Raw genomic sequence first — 15,524 nt, forward strand, 5'->3', positions numbered from 1 at the left:
GGCAAGGCTCACGATGGCAAGCCGAAGCAAATCAACCGATGCGCCGTTCCCTGCCCTGCCAGTACTTGTCCTGAACCTTGCGGCGCAGCACCTTGCCCACGGCCGACAGCGGCAGCTCGGCGACGAAGGCGACGCTCTTGGGCGACTTGATCGCGCCGATGGCCGCCTTGACGTGGGCAATCAGAGCCTTCTCGTCGACCGCGGCACCTTCGCGCAGCATCACCTCGGCGTGCACCGCCTCACCCCACTCCTGGCTGGGAATGCCGATCACAGCGGACATCAGTACCGCCGGATGGGAGTTGAGCGCGGCCTCGACCTCGGAGGCGTACACATTGAAACCGCCGCTGATGATCATGTCCTTCTTGCGGTCGATCAGGTACAGCAGGCCTATCTCGTCGATGCGGCCGATGTCGCCGGACTTCCACCAGCCATTGACGAACTCCTTGGCGGTCTGCTCAGGGTTGCCGTAGTAACCGGAAATCACCCCGCGGTGGCGGATCCAGATCTCGCCCGGCTCGCCCACCGGCATCTCCCGGCCCTCGTCATCGACGATCATCACCTCGACGCCCGGGTTCGGCAGGCCGGTCGAGGCCAGGCGCGCGCGGTCGGCTTCGCTGTCGCTGCGGTGCAGCCGCTTGGGCAGTGCGCACACCACGCCCGGCGCCTCGGTCGCACAGTAGGCCTGGAGGAATACGTCACCGAAGGCCTGGCGCAGTTCCACGATCTTGTCCGGGCTCATGGGCGCGGCACCATAGATCACCGCCTCCAGCGAACCCAGATCGCGCGGGCTCTGCTGTTGCAGGGCGGCCAGGCGGTACAGCAGGGTCGGCACCAGGAAGGAACTGGTAACCCGATGGCGCTCGACCATGCCGCGCCACAGCTCGATGTCCGGGTTGTTCTGGGTCAGGTTGCAACCGCCGGCCATGAAGGTCGGCAACAGCGACAGGAAGCTGCCGTGGGACAGCGGCGCGAAGTGCAGGATGCGCGTGCCGCGGTGGAACACGTGGTCCTCGATGGCATTCATGCTGTCGATGATGAAGGCCAGGTTGTCGTAGCTGTAGGCCGCGCACTTGGGCGTGCCGGTGGTGCCGCCGGTGAAGCGGTACAGTGGATGGTGCACGTGGCAGTCCAGTTCCACGTCCGGCTCGGTATCGGCGGCGGCGTTGACCAGCGCCCAGAAGTCGTAGGTGCCGGGCACCGGCTCGGCCGGCGTATCCAGCACCGCCACCTTGATGCCCTGGGCATGCAGCGCCGGCGCATAGCGCGCGGCCATGCCGGCTTCGATCAGCACCACCTTGGGCTTGATGAACTCGGCCATGCGCAGGTGTTCTTCCAGCGGATCGCGCACGTTGGTGAACACCGCCGAGGCCTCGCCCTTGAGGATGGACCACAGGTGCAGCAGGGCCAGGTTGTCGTTCTCCAGGATCAGCAGGTAGCGGTCGCCCTTGCCCAGCCCGAGATCGTCACGCAGCACGTTGGCGATGCGGTTGGTCAGCAGGTGCAGCTCGCGGAAACTGTAGCTGCGCTCGCGCTCGCAGTTGATCAGCGCCGGCGCGTCGCCATGCTGCTCGGCCAGGCGGCGGAAGATACGTGCGAAATTGACTTTCATGCCCATGCTCAGTGCTCCAGGTTAAAAGGCCGCAATGCCGGTCAGGCCACGACCGATGATCAGCTTGTTGATCTCGGTGGTGCCTTCCGGGATGGGGCACACGCGCGCCTCGCGGAACAGACGCTCCACCGGGAACTCGCAGGTCACGCCGTTGCCGCCGTGGATCTGCAGCGCCAGGCTGGTAACCTCGACGCCCAGCTCGGTGGCGAACCACTTGGCCATGGCCGATTCGGACTCGCAGCGCACACCGCGATCGAGCAGGTCGAGGGCGCGCAGGACGAGCAGCCGCGAGGCATCAATCTTGGTGGCCATCTCGGCCAGGTAGCCGGAGATCAGCTGGTGGCCGGCGATGGCCTTGCCATGCTGCTTGCGCTCTTGTGCGTAGCTCACCGCTGCTTCCAGCGCGGCGCGACCTACCCCTACGGAGAACACCCCGACCAGCGGTCGGCTGACGCCGAACAGACCGGCCACCTGGCGCAGACCCTGGCCGTTCTGGGTCAGGCGATGCTGCTCCGGCACCTTGCAGTCGGCGAAGAACAACTGCGCGGTGGAGGTGGCATTGAGCGCCATCTTGTGGATGTTGTGCGAGTCGAAGGGGCTCTCGCGCCGGTCGACCAGGAACAGGTCCAGCGCTGCCGGGGCTTCGCCGGTGCGCGCCACGCAGATGCAGATGTCGGCGTAGTCGCCGTTGGAGATCCAGGTCTTCTCCCCGGAGAGGGCGTAGCCGCCCTCCACCGGCCTGGCCTTGCACTTGATCTCCACCACGTTGGAGCCTACGTCCGGCTCGCTGATGCCCATGCAGGCGATGGCGTCGCAGGAGAGGATCTGCGGCAGGTACTTGTCGCGCAGTTCGGGCGCCAGCAGCTTCTCCGCCAGGGTGGCAACCATGGTCTGGATGAAGGCGGTGATGCCGATGCTCAGGGACACCGCGCACAACTCTTCAAGGAGCAGGCCGAAGGTCTTCCAGGACAGGCCGAGGCCGCCGTGTTCCTGGGCGATGGGGCCGCCGACGAAGCCGAACTCGGTCAGCCCCTTGAGCAGTTCGCGCATCTTCTCGGTGGGGATGTAGGTCTCCGCGCCGTGCGCCTTGACGAAGGCGGCGATCTCGGTCTGGCAGTAACGGCGCACCGAGTCGATCATCATGCGCTCGTCGTCGGACAGCTCGAAGGAGATGCCGCTGGGGATGGTCAGTTCACTCATGATCTTTCTCCTGCAAAAAGGTGGGTGTCAGTTCCAGGCACAGGCGGCGCGTGCTATGGCGACGACACGCTCGGCGGGAAGCGGGTAAAGGGCAGCGAGCGGGTCGTGCAGCACGGCGGCGACCAGCTCCTCGCAACGGTTCGGATCGAGCTGGTGCCGCGCGTAGTCCAGCGGGTGGTTGCAGTCGCGCAGCAACCGGCGCAGACGCTCGACCACCCGCGCCAGCACGTCCCCGGCTGCACCCTGCCCGTCCACGCCCACGGCCTCGGCCAGGCGCGCGGCAGTCGGCGCGTAGAACTCGGGTAGTTGCTCGATGCAGATCGGCAGCAGCACCGCGTTGGCTTCGCCGTGGTGGATATGGAACAGCGCGCCCACCGCGTGGGAGATGTTGTGCACCGGCGCCGCGCCCAGGTTGTTGGCCAGGCCGCTGCAGGCCATGGCGCTGGCATTGAGCAGCGCCTGGCGCGCGTCGATATCGCGGCCGTTGGCCACCGCCTTGGGCAGGTTGGCGACCACGCTCTGGGCCGCATACAGCACCTGGGCCAGGGAGAAGTCGTTGACATTGGGGAGGGCCAGCACCTCCATCGCGTGGGTCAGGGCATCCAGGCCGGTGGCGGCGGTGAGCATGGGCGGCAGGCCCAGGGTCAGGCCGGCGTCCAGCACGGCGATGTCCGACTCGAGGAAGGGACCGATCAGCAGGTGCTTGGTGGCGCTGTCGGGGTTGTAGACCACGGCGCCGTTGGACACTTCGGAACCGGTGCCGGCGGTGGTCGGCACCGAGATGTGGAAGATCCCCATGTGCCCCTGCTGCGGCCAGGTGAGCACGCACATCGGCGACTTGAGCAGTACCCGGACATCGCTGGCGCCCTTGTGCAGGGCGTATTTCACCGCCTTGGCGCAGTCCATCACGCTGCCGCCGCCGAGCGCCAGGATGGCGTCGGCCGACACCGCGCGGGCGGCCGCCAGGGCGGCGTTGACCGAGCCCATCTCTGTGTCGGGCGCGGTCTCGCAAAATACACCGGCGAGGATCGAGTCACCGCCACGGGCGTCCTCGGCGAACACCTGGAGGACCTTATCGACCACGCCGGCGGCCTTCAGGCCGGCATCGGAGATGAGGAACACGCGCTTGGCGCCCAGGTGGTTGAACAGCGAAGGCAGGCGCAGGATGCTGCCGTGGCCGCTGTGGATCAGGCTGCGCTGCCAGTAGATCGCGGCTCCGGAACTGGACATGTTGGTTCTCCGTCTCGTGATGCGCTTAGCGCAGGATCATGCTGTGCATCGCCTTGAACTCGGGCTTGCGCTCGAAACTGGCGAGGATGGATTTGCTTTGCAGATAGTTCTCGATGGACTCGATGGCGAGTTCCTTGCCGTAACCGCTCTGCTTGTAGCCGCCGAAGGGCGAGTCGACGGTCACCGCGTGCCAGTCGTTGATCCACACCGTGCCGGCCTGCAGACGCGAGCAGAGCGAGTAGGCCGCCACTGGATCGCTGCTCCAGAGGCCGGCGGTGAGGCCGTAGCAGCTGTCGTTGGCGATGGCGATGGCCTCCTCCACGTCGCCGTAGCGGATCACCGAGAGCACCGGGCCGAAGATCTCCTCGCGGGCGATCTGCATGTCGTTGCGCACCTCGGTGAAGATGGTCGGCGCGACGAAGAAGCCCGCGCCGCACTCGGGCGAAGTCAGGCGACCACCGCCGCAGGCCAGGCGCGCGCCCTCGGCCTTGCCGGCCTCGATGTAGCCGAGCACGCGGCGCATGTGCGCCTCGGAGGCCATGGGCGCCAGCGTGGTGTTCGGGTCCAGCGGATTGCCCGGCTGCAACGAGCCGGCCAGCTCGACCATGCGTTCGACCAGCGCATCGTGTAGCGCATCGGGCACCAGCAGGCGGGTGCCGGACAGACATATCTGCCCCGAATGCAGCAGATAGCCGAAGGTCGCCCCGCGCGCGGTCAGTTCCAGGTCGGCATCCGGCAGCACGATGGACGGACCCTTGCCGCCCAGCTCCAGAGTCACCCGCTTGAGGCCATCGGCGGCACGTTTCTGGATGTGCTGGCCGACGCCGGTCGAGCCGGTGAAGGAGATCTTCGCCACGTCCGGGTGCCCGGTGAGCGCGTCGCCCACTTCGGCGCCACCGCCGGTGACTATGTTGACCACCCCGGGCGGAAGAAACTGGTTGAACAGTTCGACCAGGCGGAAGGTGGAGAGGGAAGCGTTCTCGGCCGGCTTGACCACCACCGTGTTGCCAGCAGCCAGAGCAGGGATCAGCTTGAGCATGAACAGCAGCAGCGGCCCGTTCCAGGCGGTGATCAGCGCGCACACCCCCAGCGGCTCCTTGACCACGCGCACGTGGTGGGCCTCGGGCAGCGGACGGATCGGCGGGTACTGGACGAAGGGGTACTCCGGCAGCTGGCTGGCCACGTTCATCGCCATCTGGATCACCGCCGGCAGGTCGAAGCTGCTCATGCGCACCACCGAGGCGCCGGTGCTGGTCGCCTCCAGGGCGATCAGTTCGGCGGCGTTGTCGTGCAGCGTCTTGGCCAGGCCAAGCAGGATGTCGGCGCGCTGGCTGGCCGAGAGGTTGCGCCAGGCGGGATTGTCGAAGGCCTGCTTGGCGCTTCTGACTGCGGCATCCACATCGGCGGCAGCGGCCCGCGCGGTACGCCCGACCACTTGGCCGGTGGCCGGGTCGATGACATCCTGGTAACGGCCGCTGGCGGGCTCTTGGCGCGCGCCGGCGTAAAACAGGGGCTGGCTGATCATGGCCGAGGACTCCTCAAAAGATGCGGGCAAATGCGCAGAGGCGCTATAGAAATCAACGGGCGCGCAGCCGGCTGGCCGCGTCCAGGCGGACGGTTTCGCCGTTGAGGTAGGCGTTCTCGATGATGAAGGCGCAGCAGTGGGCGAACTCGCGCATGTCTCCCAGACGCTTGGGCGCCTCCACGTTGGTCATCAGGGCGGCGAGGATCTTCTCGTCCAGGCTCTGCACCATGGGGGTGAGGAACAGGCCCGGGGCGATGGCATTCACGCGCACGCCGATGGCGCCCAGTTCACGCGCGGCCGGCATGTTGATGCCGATCACCCCGGCCTTGGTGGCGGCATAGCCGACCTGGCCGATCTGACCCTCGTAGGCGGCACCGGAAGAGATGTTGATCACCACGCCGCGCTCTTCGCCGGCTTCCGGCTCGTTCTTGGCCATCTGCTCGACGCACTTGGACATCACGTTGAACACGCCGTTGAGGTTGACCGCGGTGACCTGGGCGAACCTGGCCAGCGGGGTGGCCTTGCCGTCCTTGCCCAGCACCTTGATCGGCGAGGGAATGGCGGCGCAGTTGATGCACACGTGGATGGCGCCGAACTTGGCCATGCTGGCGTCCACCGCGGCCTGCACCGACTCCTCGCTGGAAACGTCGGTCTGCACGAACAGCACCTTGTCCGCGCCCAGCTCCTGGGCCACGGTCTGGCCGACGTCGGCATTCAGATCGAAGATCGCCACACGGGCGCCCATCTGCTCGACCATGTAGCGGGTGGTGGCCAGGCCCAGGCCGGAAGCGCCGCCGGTAATGACGATGACTTTATCTTTTACTTGCATGAACTCGACTCCTCTGAATCAGGGTTTTGACCGGCCTTAGCGGCGGCCGAACAGGTTGACCGCGACCACGGCTTCCTCGATGCCGTACAAGCCGCCGCCGTTCTCGTGGGCGGCGATGCGTGCGCCTTCCACCTGGCGGGCACCGGCCTCGCCGCGCAGCTGGGTGACCAGCTCGAAGATCTGCCCCAGACCGGTGGCGCCGATCGGGTGGCCCTTGGATTCCAGGCCGCCAGAGGGGTTGACCGGGCAGCGCCCGCCGATGGTGAAATCGCCGCGCTCGGCGGCCGGGCCGCCTTCGCCAAAGGGCGCCAGCATCAGCGACTCGGCGTTGAGGATCTCGCCCATGGCGGTGGCGTCGTGCACCTCGGCGACGTTCACCTCGGCGGGGGCGACGCCGGCGATCTCGTAGGCCTGCCGGGCCGCCAGGTGGGCCACGATCTTGTCCGACTCTTCGGGGTTGCGGTCGCTGCCGATGCGGATCACGCTGGCCAGCACCTGCACCGCGCGCCGGGCATCGGCCAAGCGCTTCAGGGCGCTCTCGGCGCAAACGATCACGGCGGCAGCGCCGTCGCTGATCGGCGAGCACATCGGCATGGTCAGCGGATAGGTGATCGGCGGCGCCGCCAGCACCTGCTCGATGGTCATCGGGTCGCGGTACTGGGCCAACGGGTTATGCACCGAATGCTGGTGGTTCTTCGCCGCCACCGCGGCGATCTGCCGCTGGGTGGTGCCATAACGCTTCATGTGCGCGCGGGTGAGCGCAGCGTAGACATCCATGAACACGCTGTAGGGCCTTTCGGAGACAGTGCCCGGCGGCGGCGTGACGCCCGCACCGAGCGCCAGCAGGGTGGCCTTGTTCTGCTCGACGGTGGAGACGTCCCAGCCGCCATCGAACACCGCGAACATCTTGGCCTTGTCTGGCACGTTCATCTTCTCGCAGCCCACTGCGATGGCGATTTCGCAGGTACCGGCCTGGATCGCCTGCACGGCCAGGTTGAAGGCCGAGCTGCCAGAGGCGCAGGCGTTCTCCACGCTGAATACCGGAATGCCCGAGAAACCGGCGCGGCGCAGCGCGATCGGGCCGGGCACGCAGGTCTGGCCCTGCAGCGGACCATTGGTGGCACCGGCGTAGTAGGCGGCGCCGACGTCCGCCGGGCTCAGGCCGGCATCCTGCAGCGCTTCGGCGATGGCTGCGCCGGAAAGGTCATACAGGCTCTTGTCCAGATGCCGTCCGAACGGCGTCATGCCGACGCCAGCAACGAATACCTTGGTCATGGATGCTTACTCCTGGGAAAGTTTTCAGTAGCCCTTGAACTGGGGCGCGCGTTTCTCGGAGAAGGCGCGCAGGCCTTCCTGGATATCGAAGGAGCGCAGGTGCTGGCGCAGTTCGACCTGCTCGTGCAGCAGGGCGTCGTCACGGCTCTTGTCGGCGCTGTGGCGGGCCACCGCTTTCATGCGGCGCAGCACCGCCGGGCTCTTCTCGGCGAGTTGCCGGGCCAGCTGGTCCGCCGCCGCGGCCAGCTGATCATCGGCATGCACTTCGTTGACCAGGCCATACCGCTGCATCTCGGCGGCCGACAGTGTCTTGCCGGTCAACAGCAGGTACATGGCCACGTTCAGCGGCACCAGGCGCGGCAGGATGGCGGCGCCACCGGCACCCGGGTACACGCCGAAGTTGGCATGGGCGTCGCCGATCCGGGCGCTTTCCGCAGCCAGTATGATGTCGGCGCAGATGGCCAGTTCCAGGCCGCCGGCCATGGTCACGCCGTTCAGCGCGGCAATCACCGGCTTGGAAAACTCGCGCAATTGTGCGTAGACGCGCGCGGCCTTGCCCAGAAAGTCTTCCTCGCCGGGCGCGGCCTGCTGGCTGGCCAGCACTTCCTTGAGGTCGGCGCCGGCGCAGAAGGCATTGCCCGTGCCAGTCAGCAGCAACACACGGATCTCGTCGTTGGCCGCCAGTTCGCGCAACTGAACATCCAGGGCCCCGAGCAGGGCCAGGTTGATCGCGTTCATCGCCTTGGGGCGGTTCAGCGTCAGGCGGGCTACCGGCCCGTCGATGCTGACCAGCAATTCGTCACTCATGGGGGTGCTCCTTCGGGAGGGTCATAGTCAGCGCATGCGCCGTTTACTGATGGCCATCCTAAGAAGGACTCGTCGGCAGTGCTTGTCTGCCTAATTAAATCGCCGGTCAATTCGATGCCATAATGCAATTCCCTCCGGCACGAGAGCAGCCCCGTGGAATTCAGCACCCCCACCCACCCCGAAGACAGGCCACGTTACGCTGGCAATCCGGAGGCCAGCACCACGGTGATCGCCGGTTATGGCATTGCCATCGCCAACGCCCTGGAATACAGCGGCGTGGATTCACGCCGTATCTTCCATGCAGTGGGTATCGACGAGAGCCTGTCGAACGATCCCCTGCACCGCCTGCCGGTCGCCACCATCAGTCGCCTCTACCAGGCCTGCGTGGACGTCACCGGCAACCCCTACTTCGGACTCAGCGTGAGTCGTTTCCTGCATCTGTCCAACCTGCACGCCCTGGGCTACGGACTGATGGCCAGCAGCACCCTGCTGGATGCCTGCAACCGCCTGGCGCGCTATATGCGCCTGGTGTCGCAGACGGCGTGCATGCTGGTGAAGGAGAGCGACGGCGAGAGCAAATTGATCGCCGAACCGCTGGCCGATCCCTGCCCACAGACCCAGGATGCCTGGGCGGCCTTCCTCTATCGCCTGATGCGCCTGCTGTACGGCGGCGACATCACACTGCTGCGCGTGGAGCTCGCCCACAGCCAGCCAAGTGGCGGAGACGCGCCCTATGTGGAGCATTTCGGCGCCCCCGTGCTGTTCGAGCAAAAGGCGGTGGCGCTGGTCTTTCCCTCCGAGCTGATGCGCACCCCGCTGTCCGGCGCCTGCCCGGAGCTGGCACAGTTCAACGACAACATCGCCACCGGCTACCTGGCCAAACTCGATCGCAACGACGTGGTCGCCGGCACCCGGGCCAAGATCGTCGAACTGCTGCCCTCCGGCCAGTGCACCAAGAATCGGGTAGCCGAGGCCCTGTACATGAGCCCGGCGACCCTGCAGGCACGCCTGACCCAGCGCGACACCAGCTTCCACGACCTGCTCAACGAGATCCGCCATGACCTCGCCTGCAGCTACCTGCGCCAGCCGGCGCTGTCGGTGACGGAGATCGCCTACATGTTGGGCTTCACTGACCTGAGCAACTTCACCCGCGCCTTCAAGCGCTGGACTGGCAAGTCACCCAGTGAATACCGTCAAGCCTGAGCGGCAACAGGGGAAGCAGCTTGTCGGCGCCAAAAAAAAAGGCCACTCCTTACGGAGTGACCCTTCTAAAACCTGCAACATTGAAACTGGCGTCCCCTAGGGGACTCGAACCCCTGTTACCGCCGTGAAAGGGCGGTGTCCTAGGCCACTAGACGAAGGGGACATGTCCTTCGAAAAACAGCGCTACTACCGACTGCGCTGCTTAGTGATTGGTGGAGATAAACGGGATCGAACCGTTGACCTCTTGCATGCCATGCAAGCGCTCTCCCAGCTGAGCTATACCCCCGGATTTAACGTCTCTCGACCCGCGACATCGAACCACCGCGGTTTGTAACTGGCGTCCCCTAGGGGACTCGAACCCCTGTTACCGCCGTGAAAGGGCGGTGTCCTAGGCCACTAGACGAAGGGGACGAAACCCTCGTGCAATTCACATGCGAAATCGCAAATTGCTGGAAATTGGTGGAGCTAGACGGGATCGAACCGTCGACCTCTTGCATGCCATGCAAGCGCTCTCCCAGCTGAGCTATAGCCCCGTCACTAAGACGGGGCGCATATTAGTAGCGCCCCCAGTGACTGTCAACCAGATTATTGCCAGTTTGCTCTTTCTTTATGCTGGCAGAACAACTACTTACCCGGGCTCAGGGAATCGCCGCCAGCAGCTTTTCCCAGTCCTTGGTTTCCTTCTTCGACACTCCACCGAGCAGCTCGATGGCCTGGCGCAGGCGGAAACGGGTCAGATCGGGGCCAAGGATTTCCATGGCATCCAGCACCGACACCGAGCTGGCCTGGCCGCTGATGGCGGCGAACATCAGCGGCATGGCATCGCGCAGCTTGAGCTCGAGATGCTCGACCACGGCCTGGATGCAGCCGGTAATCCGCTCCTTTTCCCACTGACGCAGCGCTTCGAGCTTCCACAGGATCAACTGCATGACCTGGCGCACCTGCTCGGCCGAGAGCTTCTTGTGCTCGAACAGCCCGGCGTCCGGGGTCACCCCGCCCATAAAGAAGAAACCGGCCAGCGGCGCGATCTGGCTGAAGGTCTCGACCCGGCCCTGCACATGCGGGGCGATCTGCATCAGGTACCCGGGGTTGAGCGCCCACTGCTGCACTTCGGCGGCGAAACGCTCGACCGGCAGTTCACGCAGCCACTGACCATTCAGCCAGGACAGCTTCTCCAGGTCGAAGATCGGCCCGCCGAGGGAGATGCGCGACAGGTCGAAGTGCTCGATCATCTCGGCCAGCGAGAACTTCTCGCGCTCATCCGGCATCGACCAGCCCATGCGCCCCAGATAGTTCAGCATGGCCTCCGGCAGATAGCCCATGCGCTCGTAGAAGGTGATGCTGGTCGGGTTCTTGCGCTTGGACAGCTTGCTCTTGTCCGGATTGCGCAGCAGCGGCATGTAGCACAGTGCCGGCTGCTCCCAGCCGAAGTATTCGTACAGCTTGATCAGCTTGGGCGCCGACGGCAGCCACTCCTCGCCACGCAGCACGTGGGTGATGCCCATCAGGTGATCGTCGACCACGTTGGCGAGGAAATAGGTCGGCAGGCCGTCGGCCTTCATCAGCACCTGCATGTCCATGCGGTCCCACGGAATCTCGACGTTGCCGCGCAACATGTCCGGCACGCTGCAGATGCCCTCGCTCGGCACCTTCATGCGGATCACATGGGACTCGCCGGCCTTGACGCGCCGCTGCGCCTCAGCCGGCTCCAGGTGCATGCAATGGCCGTCGTAGCGCGGCGTTTCCTTGTTGGCCATCTGTGCAGCTCGGACTTCATCCAGGCGTTCGGCCGAGCAGAAGCATGGAAAGGCGTGGCCCTTGCTGACCAACTCGGCCGAATACTGCTGGTAGATCGCCCCGCGTTCGCTCTGCCGGTAAGGGCCGTGCGGGCCACCGACATCCGGACCCTCGTCCCACTCGATGCCCAGCCAGCGCAGGGCGTCGAAGATCTGCTGTTCTGACTCGCGGCTGGAACGCACCTGATCGGTGTCCTCGATGCGCAGAATGAACTGGCCGCCGTGCTGGCGAGCAAAGCACAGATTGAACAGGGCAATATAGGCTGTGCCGACGTGGGGATCACCAGTGGGCGAAGGGGCGATACGGGTACGAACGGTGGTCATGAAGGGTCCCGGAGCAGAAAAGCGGAAAGGCGCGAATGGTAACAGGCGGGCCGCTCAGGGCTCCAGCATCTCGCGGTCGTCGGGGGGCAGGCGCTGTATCACGAAGTCGAGGAACGCCCTGACTTTCATCGCCTGGAAGCGCCGCGACGGATACACCGCATACAACTCGCCCATCGGCAATGCCACCTCGGGCATCAACTCGACCAGCTGCCCGCTTTCCACCACTTCCCGGCACAACATGCGTGGCAGGCCGGCGATCCCGGCCCCGGCAATCGCCGCTTCGCGGGCAAAGGTGATGTTGTTGCAGGACAACGCGCAGTGACACGGGCGCTGCTCGCCTTTCAACGGCCAGTAGCGCGGATGATCCTGCGGCAACAGGATGGCCCGGTGCGCGGACAGATCAGCGGTGCTCATGGGCACGCCGTAGATGGCCAAGTATTCCGGGCTGGCGTAGAAGCGCCGCGAACTTTCGAACAGTTTGCGCGCAATCAGCGTCGAGTCCTGCGGCTGGCCGACCATGATGGCGATATCCACCCCCTCTTCCACCGGATCGACGCTGCGCGAGGTGATTTCGATCTCGGCACTGATCTGCGGGTATTCGCGCATGAAGGCGCCCACTGTCTGGCCGAGGAACATCTGGCCAAACTCGATCGGCGCGGTGATGCGCAACAGACCGGAAGGGGCCCGCTGCAACTGCATGACGGCCTGCTCGGCCTCGGCGAAGTCGAGCATGATCTGTCGACAACGCTCGTAATAAGCCTGGCCAACTTCGGTCAGGCGCAATTTTCGGGTGGTGCGGTTGAGCAGGCGCACCCCCAGGCGCTCTTCCAGCATGACAATGCGCCGGCTGACCGTGGACTTCTGCATGCCCAGGCTGGTGGCTGCCTGGGTAAAACTGTGCAACTCGACGACCCGGGTAAAAACCTGCGCATCATCCAGACTCATGGCTGCTCCTCAAAAGATTGTTCCCCACAAGCAACAAAGCATGCGAAGTCTAGCCTCTATATCCATCAAGGGAACACTGTTAAATTACTGCTCCGCTTAATAAAACCCCGAGCACTCCATGCCCGCAAAACTTCAACGCCGACTGTTCAGTTTTCTGATTGCTGTTGGCCTGCTGGCCGCCGGGCTCTTTGCGCACTGGCTACTGATCGGTCGCTTCCACGAAAGCACCGACAACGCCTATGTGCAGGCGGAAATCACCCGAATCTCCAGCCAACTGGGCGCGCGGGTCAGCGAAGTGCTGGTCGAAGACAACCAGCATGTGGACAAGGGCGCGCTGCTGATTCGCCTGGAAGCCGATGATTTCAAACTGGCCCTGGAGCGCGCCCAGGCCGCCCTGACCACCCGCGAGGCCGAACTGAGCCAGGCGCGCAGCCGGCTGAGCCAGCAATCCAGCCTGATCGCCGCCAGCCGTGCCGATGTCAGTGCCAGCCAGGCCACCCTCGGGCGGACCAAGATAGACCTGAACCGCGCACAGGCCCTGCGCAAGCCGGGGTTCGTCTCCGAAGAGCGCGTCACCACCCTGACGGCCGACAGCCGGGTCGCCAGCTCCCTGGTGAGCAAGGCCGAGGCTGACCTGCAGGCCCAGCGCCAGCAAGTCGAAACCCTGAATGCCGAAGTCCAGCGCCTCGAAGCGCAGATCAGCACCGCCCGTGCCGATATCGCCCAGGCCGAACTGAACCTGGCGCGCACGGAAATCCATGCCCCGGTTAGCGGCATGGTCGGCCAGCGCACGGTGCGCGTCGGCCAGATCGTGCAGCCGGGCACCTTCCTGCTGGCCCTGGTGCCGCAGGACTCGCTGTGGGTCCAGGCGAATTTCAAGGAAACCCAGATCGGCGAGATGCAACCGGGGCAAAAGGCTGAACTGCTGTTCGACAGCTACCCCGACACACCGATCGAAGGCACCGTCGAAAGCCTGTTCGCCGCCTCCGGAGCCCAGTTCAGCCTGCTGCCACCGGACAATGCCACCGGCAACTTCACCAAGGTCGTGCAACGCATCCCGGTCAAGCTGACCTTCGCCGCCGACAATCCCCTGCACGGCAAGATTCGTCCCGGCATGTCCGTCGAAGTGGACGTGGACCTGCGGACCGGCGCCAGTGGCGAATAATCCAGTCGGCCGCGCCACCGACGATCCGACGCGGCGCGACTGGATCGCCATCTACTGCGCCATCCTCGGCGCCTTCCTGGCGATGATGGACATCCAGATCACCAACTCCTCACTGAAGGAGATCCAGGGCGCGCTGTCCGCCACCCTGGAAGAAGGCTCATGGATATCCACTTCCTACCTGGTGGCCGAAATCATCATGATTCCGCTCACCGCCTGGCTCACCCAGCTGCTCTCGGTGCGCCGCCTGGCGATCTGGGTCACTTCCTGTTTTATGCTGTCGTCGATGCTCTGCTCGCTGGCCTGGAACCTCGAAAGCATGATCATCTTCCGCGCCCTGCAAGGTTTCAGCGGTGGCGCCCTGATCCCGCTGGCGTTCACCCTGTCCTACATGAAGGTACCGGACCGCATGCGCCCGCGGACCATGGCGCTGTTTGCCCTGACCACCACTTTTGCCCCGGCCATCGGCCCGACCCTGGGCGGCTGGCTGACGGAAAACCTCGGCTGGCAGTACATCTTCTACATCAACCTGCCGCCGGCACTGCTGATGATCGCCGGCCTGATGTACAGCCTGGACAAGCAGAAGCCGCACTGGGAACTGCTCAAGCAGACTGACTATGCCGGGATACTGTGCATGGCCATCGGCCTGGGTTGCCTGCAGGTGTTTCTCGAAGAGGGCTACCGCAAGGACTGGCTGGAGTCGACCCTCATCGTCAGCCTCGGCTGCATCGCCTTCATCGCCCTCGGCCTGTTCATCATCCTGCAGTTCACTCGAGAAAATCCGCTGATCAACCTGCGCATCCTCGGCGAGCGCAACTTCGCCCTGGGCAGCATCTCGATATTCTTCATCGGCATGGCGATCTACGGCACTGTGTTCATCCTCACGCTCTACCTGGCCCAGATCCACAGCTACAATCCGCAGCAGATCGGCCGGGTGCTGCTCTGGACCGGGCTGCCGCAGTTGCTGGTGATCCCGTTGGTACCACTGCTGCTGCGCAAGGTCGACCCGCGCTGGATGTGCGCCTGCGGCCTGACGCTGATTGCCCTGTCGACCGTTGCCAACACCGGCATGAGCCTGGACTTTGCCGGCGAGCAGCTGACCCATACCCTGCTGATCCGCGCCATGGGCCAGCCGCTGGTGATCGTGACCAGCTCGCTGATCTGCATGGCCTTCCTGATGCCGCAGGACATCGGCTCCGGCTCGAGCCTGTACAACGTGCTGCGCAACCTCGGCGGCGCCGTGGGCATCGCGCTGATCGCCACCCTGCTCGACAACCGCAGCAAGACCTACTTCGACTATCTGCGCGAGTCGATCCTGCCAAGCAACCCGCAGGTCGCCGAACGCCTGGCCCTGCTCACGGAAAAGCTCGGTAGCGAAACCGCGGCCCTCGGCAAGATCAGTGAAATCACCCACCAGCAGGCACAGATCATGGCCTTCAACGATGCCTTCATGGCCATCGCCCTCGGCCTGGCCATCAGCCTGACTGCAATCCTGCTGACCAAGAAGCTGCCGGCCAACGTCAGTGTCGAGCCCGTGCACTAGCGATTCGGCTCGAACCAAGTGTGAATACCGGGCTAACCGTGGGAGCCAGCTTGCTGGCGATGCTCTTGGAGCACCG

At 65.0% G+C, this 15,524-nt stretch carries 12 protein-coding genes and 4 tRNA genes; 3 read left to right on the plus strand and 13 right to left on the minus strand.

Translation table 11 applies throughout. The annotated features are described in order from the left end of the window. Nucleotides 1–31: 31 nt before the first annotated feature. Genes ISX93_RS03780 through ISX93_RS03810 form a run of 7 tightly spaced genes read right to left on the minus strand, consistent with a single transcriptional unit; the run spans nucleotide 32 to nucleotide 8,475 of the window. Nucleotides 32–1,609, minus strand: coding sequence for a class I adenylate-forming enzyme family protein (locus ISX93_RS03780; RefSeq protein WP_195777379.1), 1,578 nt, complete (start codon nucleotides 1,607–1,609; stop codon nucleotides 32–34). A 21-nt stretch (nucleotides 1,610–1,630) separates the two neighbouring features. Further along, entirely contained in the window at nucleotides 1,631–2,809 is a 1,179-nt protein-coding gene (locus tag ISX93_RS03785; protein WP_195777380.1) for an acyl-CoA dehydrogenase family protein, read from the minus strand. 27 nt (nucleotides 2,810–2,836) lie between these two features. Continuing rightward, the gene (locus tag ISX93_RS03790; protein ID WP_195777381.1) at nucleotides 2,837–4,039 is read right to left on the minus strand and encodes an iron-containing alcohol dehydrogenase; all 1,203 of its coding nucleotides are present in this window, start codon (nucleotides 4,037–4,039) and stop codon (nucleotides 2,837–2,839) included. 25 nt (nucleotides 4,040–4,064) lie between these two features. Continuing rightward, complete coding sequence (locus tag ISX93_RS03795) at nucleotides 4,065–5,564, minus strand: aldehyde dehydrogenase family protein (RefSeq protein WP_195777382.1); 1,500 nt, start codon at nucleotides 5,562–5,564, stop codon at nucleotides 4,065–4,067. 52 nt (nucleotides 5,565–5,616) lie between these two features. Continuing rightward, nucleotides 5,617–6,393, minus strand: coding sequence for an SDR family NAD(P)-dependent oxidoreductase (locus ISX93_RS03800; RefSeq protein WP_195777383.1), 777 nt, complete (start codon nucleotides 6,391–6,393; stop codon nucleotides 5,617–5,619). A gap of 36 nt (nucleotides 6,394–6,429) precedes the next feature. Next, nucleotides 6,430–7,668, minus strand: a complete 1,239-nt coding sequence (locus tag ISX93_RS03805; RefSeq protein ID WP_195777384.1) for a thiolase family protein — start codon at nucleotides 7,666–7,668, stop codon at nucleotides 6,430–6,432. 24 nt (nucleotides 7,669–7,692) lie between these two features. After that, nucleotides 7,693–8,475 carry an enoyl-CoA hydratase/isomerase family protein gene (locus ISX93_RS03810; RefSeq protein WP_195777385.1) on the minus strand — a complete coding sequence of 261 codons (783 nt, stop codon included), beginning with the start codon at nucleotides 8,473–8,475 and terminating at the stop codon, nucleotides 7,693–7,695. 153 nt (nucleotides 8,476–8,628) lie between these two features. On the opposite strand from ISX93_RS03810, the gene ISX93_RS03815 reads away from it, so the two are divergent. Then, the gene (locus ISX93_RS03815) at nucleotides 8,629–9,678 is read left to right on the plus strand and encodes an AraC family transcriptional regulator (RefSeq protein ID WP_195777386.1); all 1,050 of its coding nucleotides are present in this window, start codon (nucleotides 8,629–8,631) and stop codon (nucleotides 9,676–9,678) included. A gap of 87 nt (nucleotides 9,679–9,765) precedes the next feature. Here the strand turns inward: ISX93_RS03815 and ISX93_RS03820 are convergent. From ISX93_RS03820 to ISX93_RS03845, 6 genes are all read right to left on the minus strand, one after another. Further along, nucleotides 9,766–9,841, minus strand: a tRNA-Glu gene (locus ISX93_RS03820). A 47-nt stretch (nucleotides 9,842–9,888) separates the two neighbouring features. Then, nucleotides 9,889–9,964, minus strand: a tRNA-Ala gene (locus ISX93_RS03825). Between the two features lie 49 nt (nucleotides 9,965–10,013). Further along, nucleotides 10,014–10,089 (minus strand) — tRNA-Glu (locus tag ISX93_RS03830). Between the two features lie 46 nt (nucleotides 10,090–10,135). Then, nucleotides 10,136–10,211: transfer RNA gene (locus ISX93_RS03835), tRNA-Ala, on the minus strand. Between the two features lie 105 nt (nucleotides 10,212–10,316). Next, nucleotides 10,317–11,798 carry a glutamate--tRNA ligase gene (gene gltX, locus ISX93_RS03840; RefSeq protein WP_195777387.1) on the minus strand — a complete coding sequence of 494 codons (1,482 nt, stop codon included), beginning with the start codon at nucleotides 11,796–11,798 and terminating at the stop codon, nucleotides 10,317–10,319. A gap of 54 nt (nucleotides 11,799–11,852) precedes the next feature. Next, the gene (locus ISX93_RS03845; RefSeq protein ID WP_195777388.1) at nucleotides 11,853–12,743 is read right to left on the minus strand and encodes a LysR family transcriptional regulator; all 891 of its coding nucleotides are present in this window, start codon (nucleotides 12,741–12,743) and stop codon (nucleotides 11,853–11,855) included. 118 nt (nucleotides 12,744–12,861) lie between these two features. On the opposite strand from ISX93_RS03845, the gene ISX93_RS03850 reads away from it, so the two are divergent. Further along, nucleotides 12,862–13,908, plus strand: a complete 1,047-nt coding sequence (locus tag ISX93_RS03850) for an HlyD family secretion protein (protein ID WP_195777389.1) — start codon at nucleotides 12,862–12,864, stop codon at nucleotides 13,906–13,908. Beyond that, nucleotides 13,898–15,448, plus strand: a complete 1,551-nt coding sequence (locus ISX93_RS03855) for a DHA2 family efflux MFS transporter permease subunit (protein WP_195777390.1) — start codon at nucleotides 13,898–13,900, stop codon at nucleotides 15,446–15,448. Before ISX93_RS03850 ends, ISX93_RS03855 begins: the two co-directional genes overlap by 11 nt. Nucleotides 15,449–15,524 lie beyond the last annotated feature (76 nt).

Origin of the sequence: Pseudomonas sp. N040, from assembly GCF_015637705.1 — a bacterium.
GTDB lineage: Bacteria > Pseudomonadota > Gammaproteobacteria > Pseudomonadales > Pseudomonadaceae > Aquipseudomonas.

Bases quoted from the DNA above. Each gene is read 5' to 3' on its own strand.
- ISX93_RS03780 (WP_195777379.1), bottom strand. From the start codon at position 1,609: ATGAAAGTCAATTTCGCACGTATCTTCCGCCGCCTGGCCGAGCAGCAT.
- ISX93_RS03785 (WP_195777380.1), bottom strand. From the start codon at position 2,809: ATGAGTGAACTGACCATCCCCAGCGGCATCTCCTTCGAGCTGTCCGAC.
- ISX93_RS03790 (WP_195777381.1), bottom strand. From the start codon at position 4,039: ATGTCCAGTTCCGGAGCCGCGATCTACTGGCAGCGCAGCCTGATCCAC.
- ISX93_RS03795 (WP_195777382.1), bottom strand. From the start codon at position 5,564: ATGATCAGCCAGCCCCTGTTTTACGCCGGCGCGCGCCAAGAGCCCGCC.
- ISX93_RS03800 (WP_195777383.1), bottom strand. From the start codon at position 6,393: ATGCAAGTAAAAGATAAAGTCATCGTCATTACCGGCGGCGCTTCCGGC.
- ISX93_RS03805 (WP_195777384.1), bottom strand. From the start codon at position 7,668: ATGACCAAGGTATTCGTTGCTGGCGTCGGCATGACGCCGTTCGGACGG.
- ISX93_RS03810 (WP_195777385.1), bottom strand. From the start codon at position 8,475: ATGAGTGACGAATTGCTGGTCAGCATCGACGGGCCGGTAGCCCGCCTG.
- gltX (WP_195777387.1), bottom strand. From the start codon at position 11,798: ATGACCACCGTTCGTACCCGTATCGCCCCTTCGCCCACTGGTGATCCC.
- ISX93_RS03845 (WP_195777388.1), bottom strand. From the start codon at position 12,743: ATGAGTCTGGATGATGCGCAGGTTTTTACCCGGGTCGTCGAGTTGCAC.
- ISX93_RS03850 (WP_195777389.1), top strand. From the start codon at position 12,862: ATGCCCGCAAAACTTCAACGCCGACTGTTCAGTTTTCTGATTGCTGTT.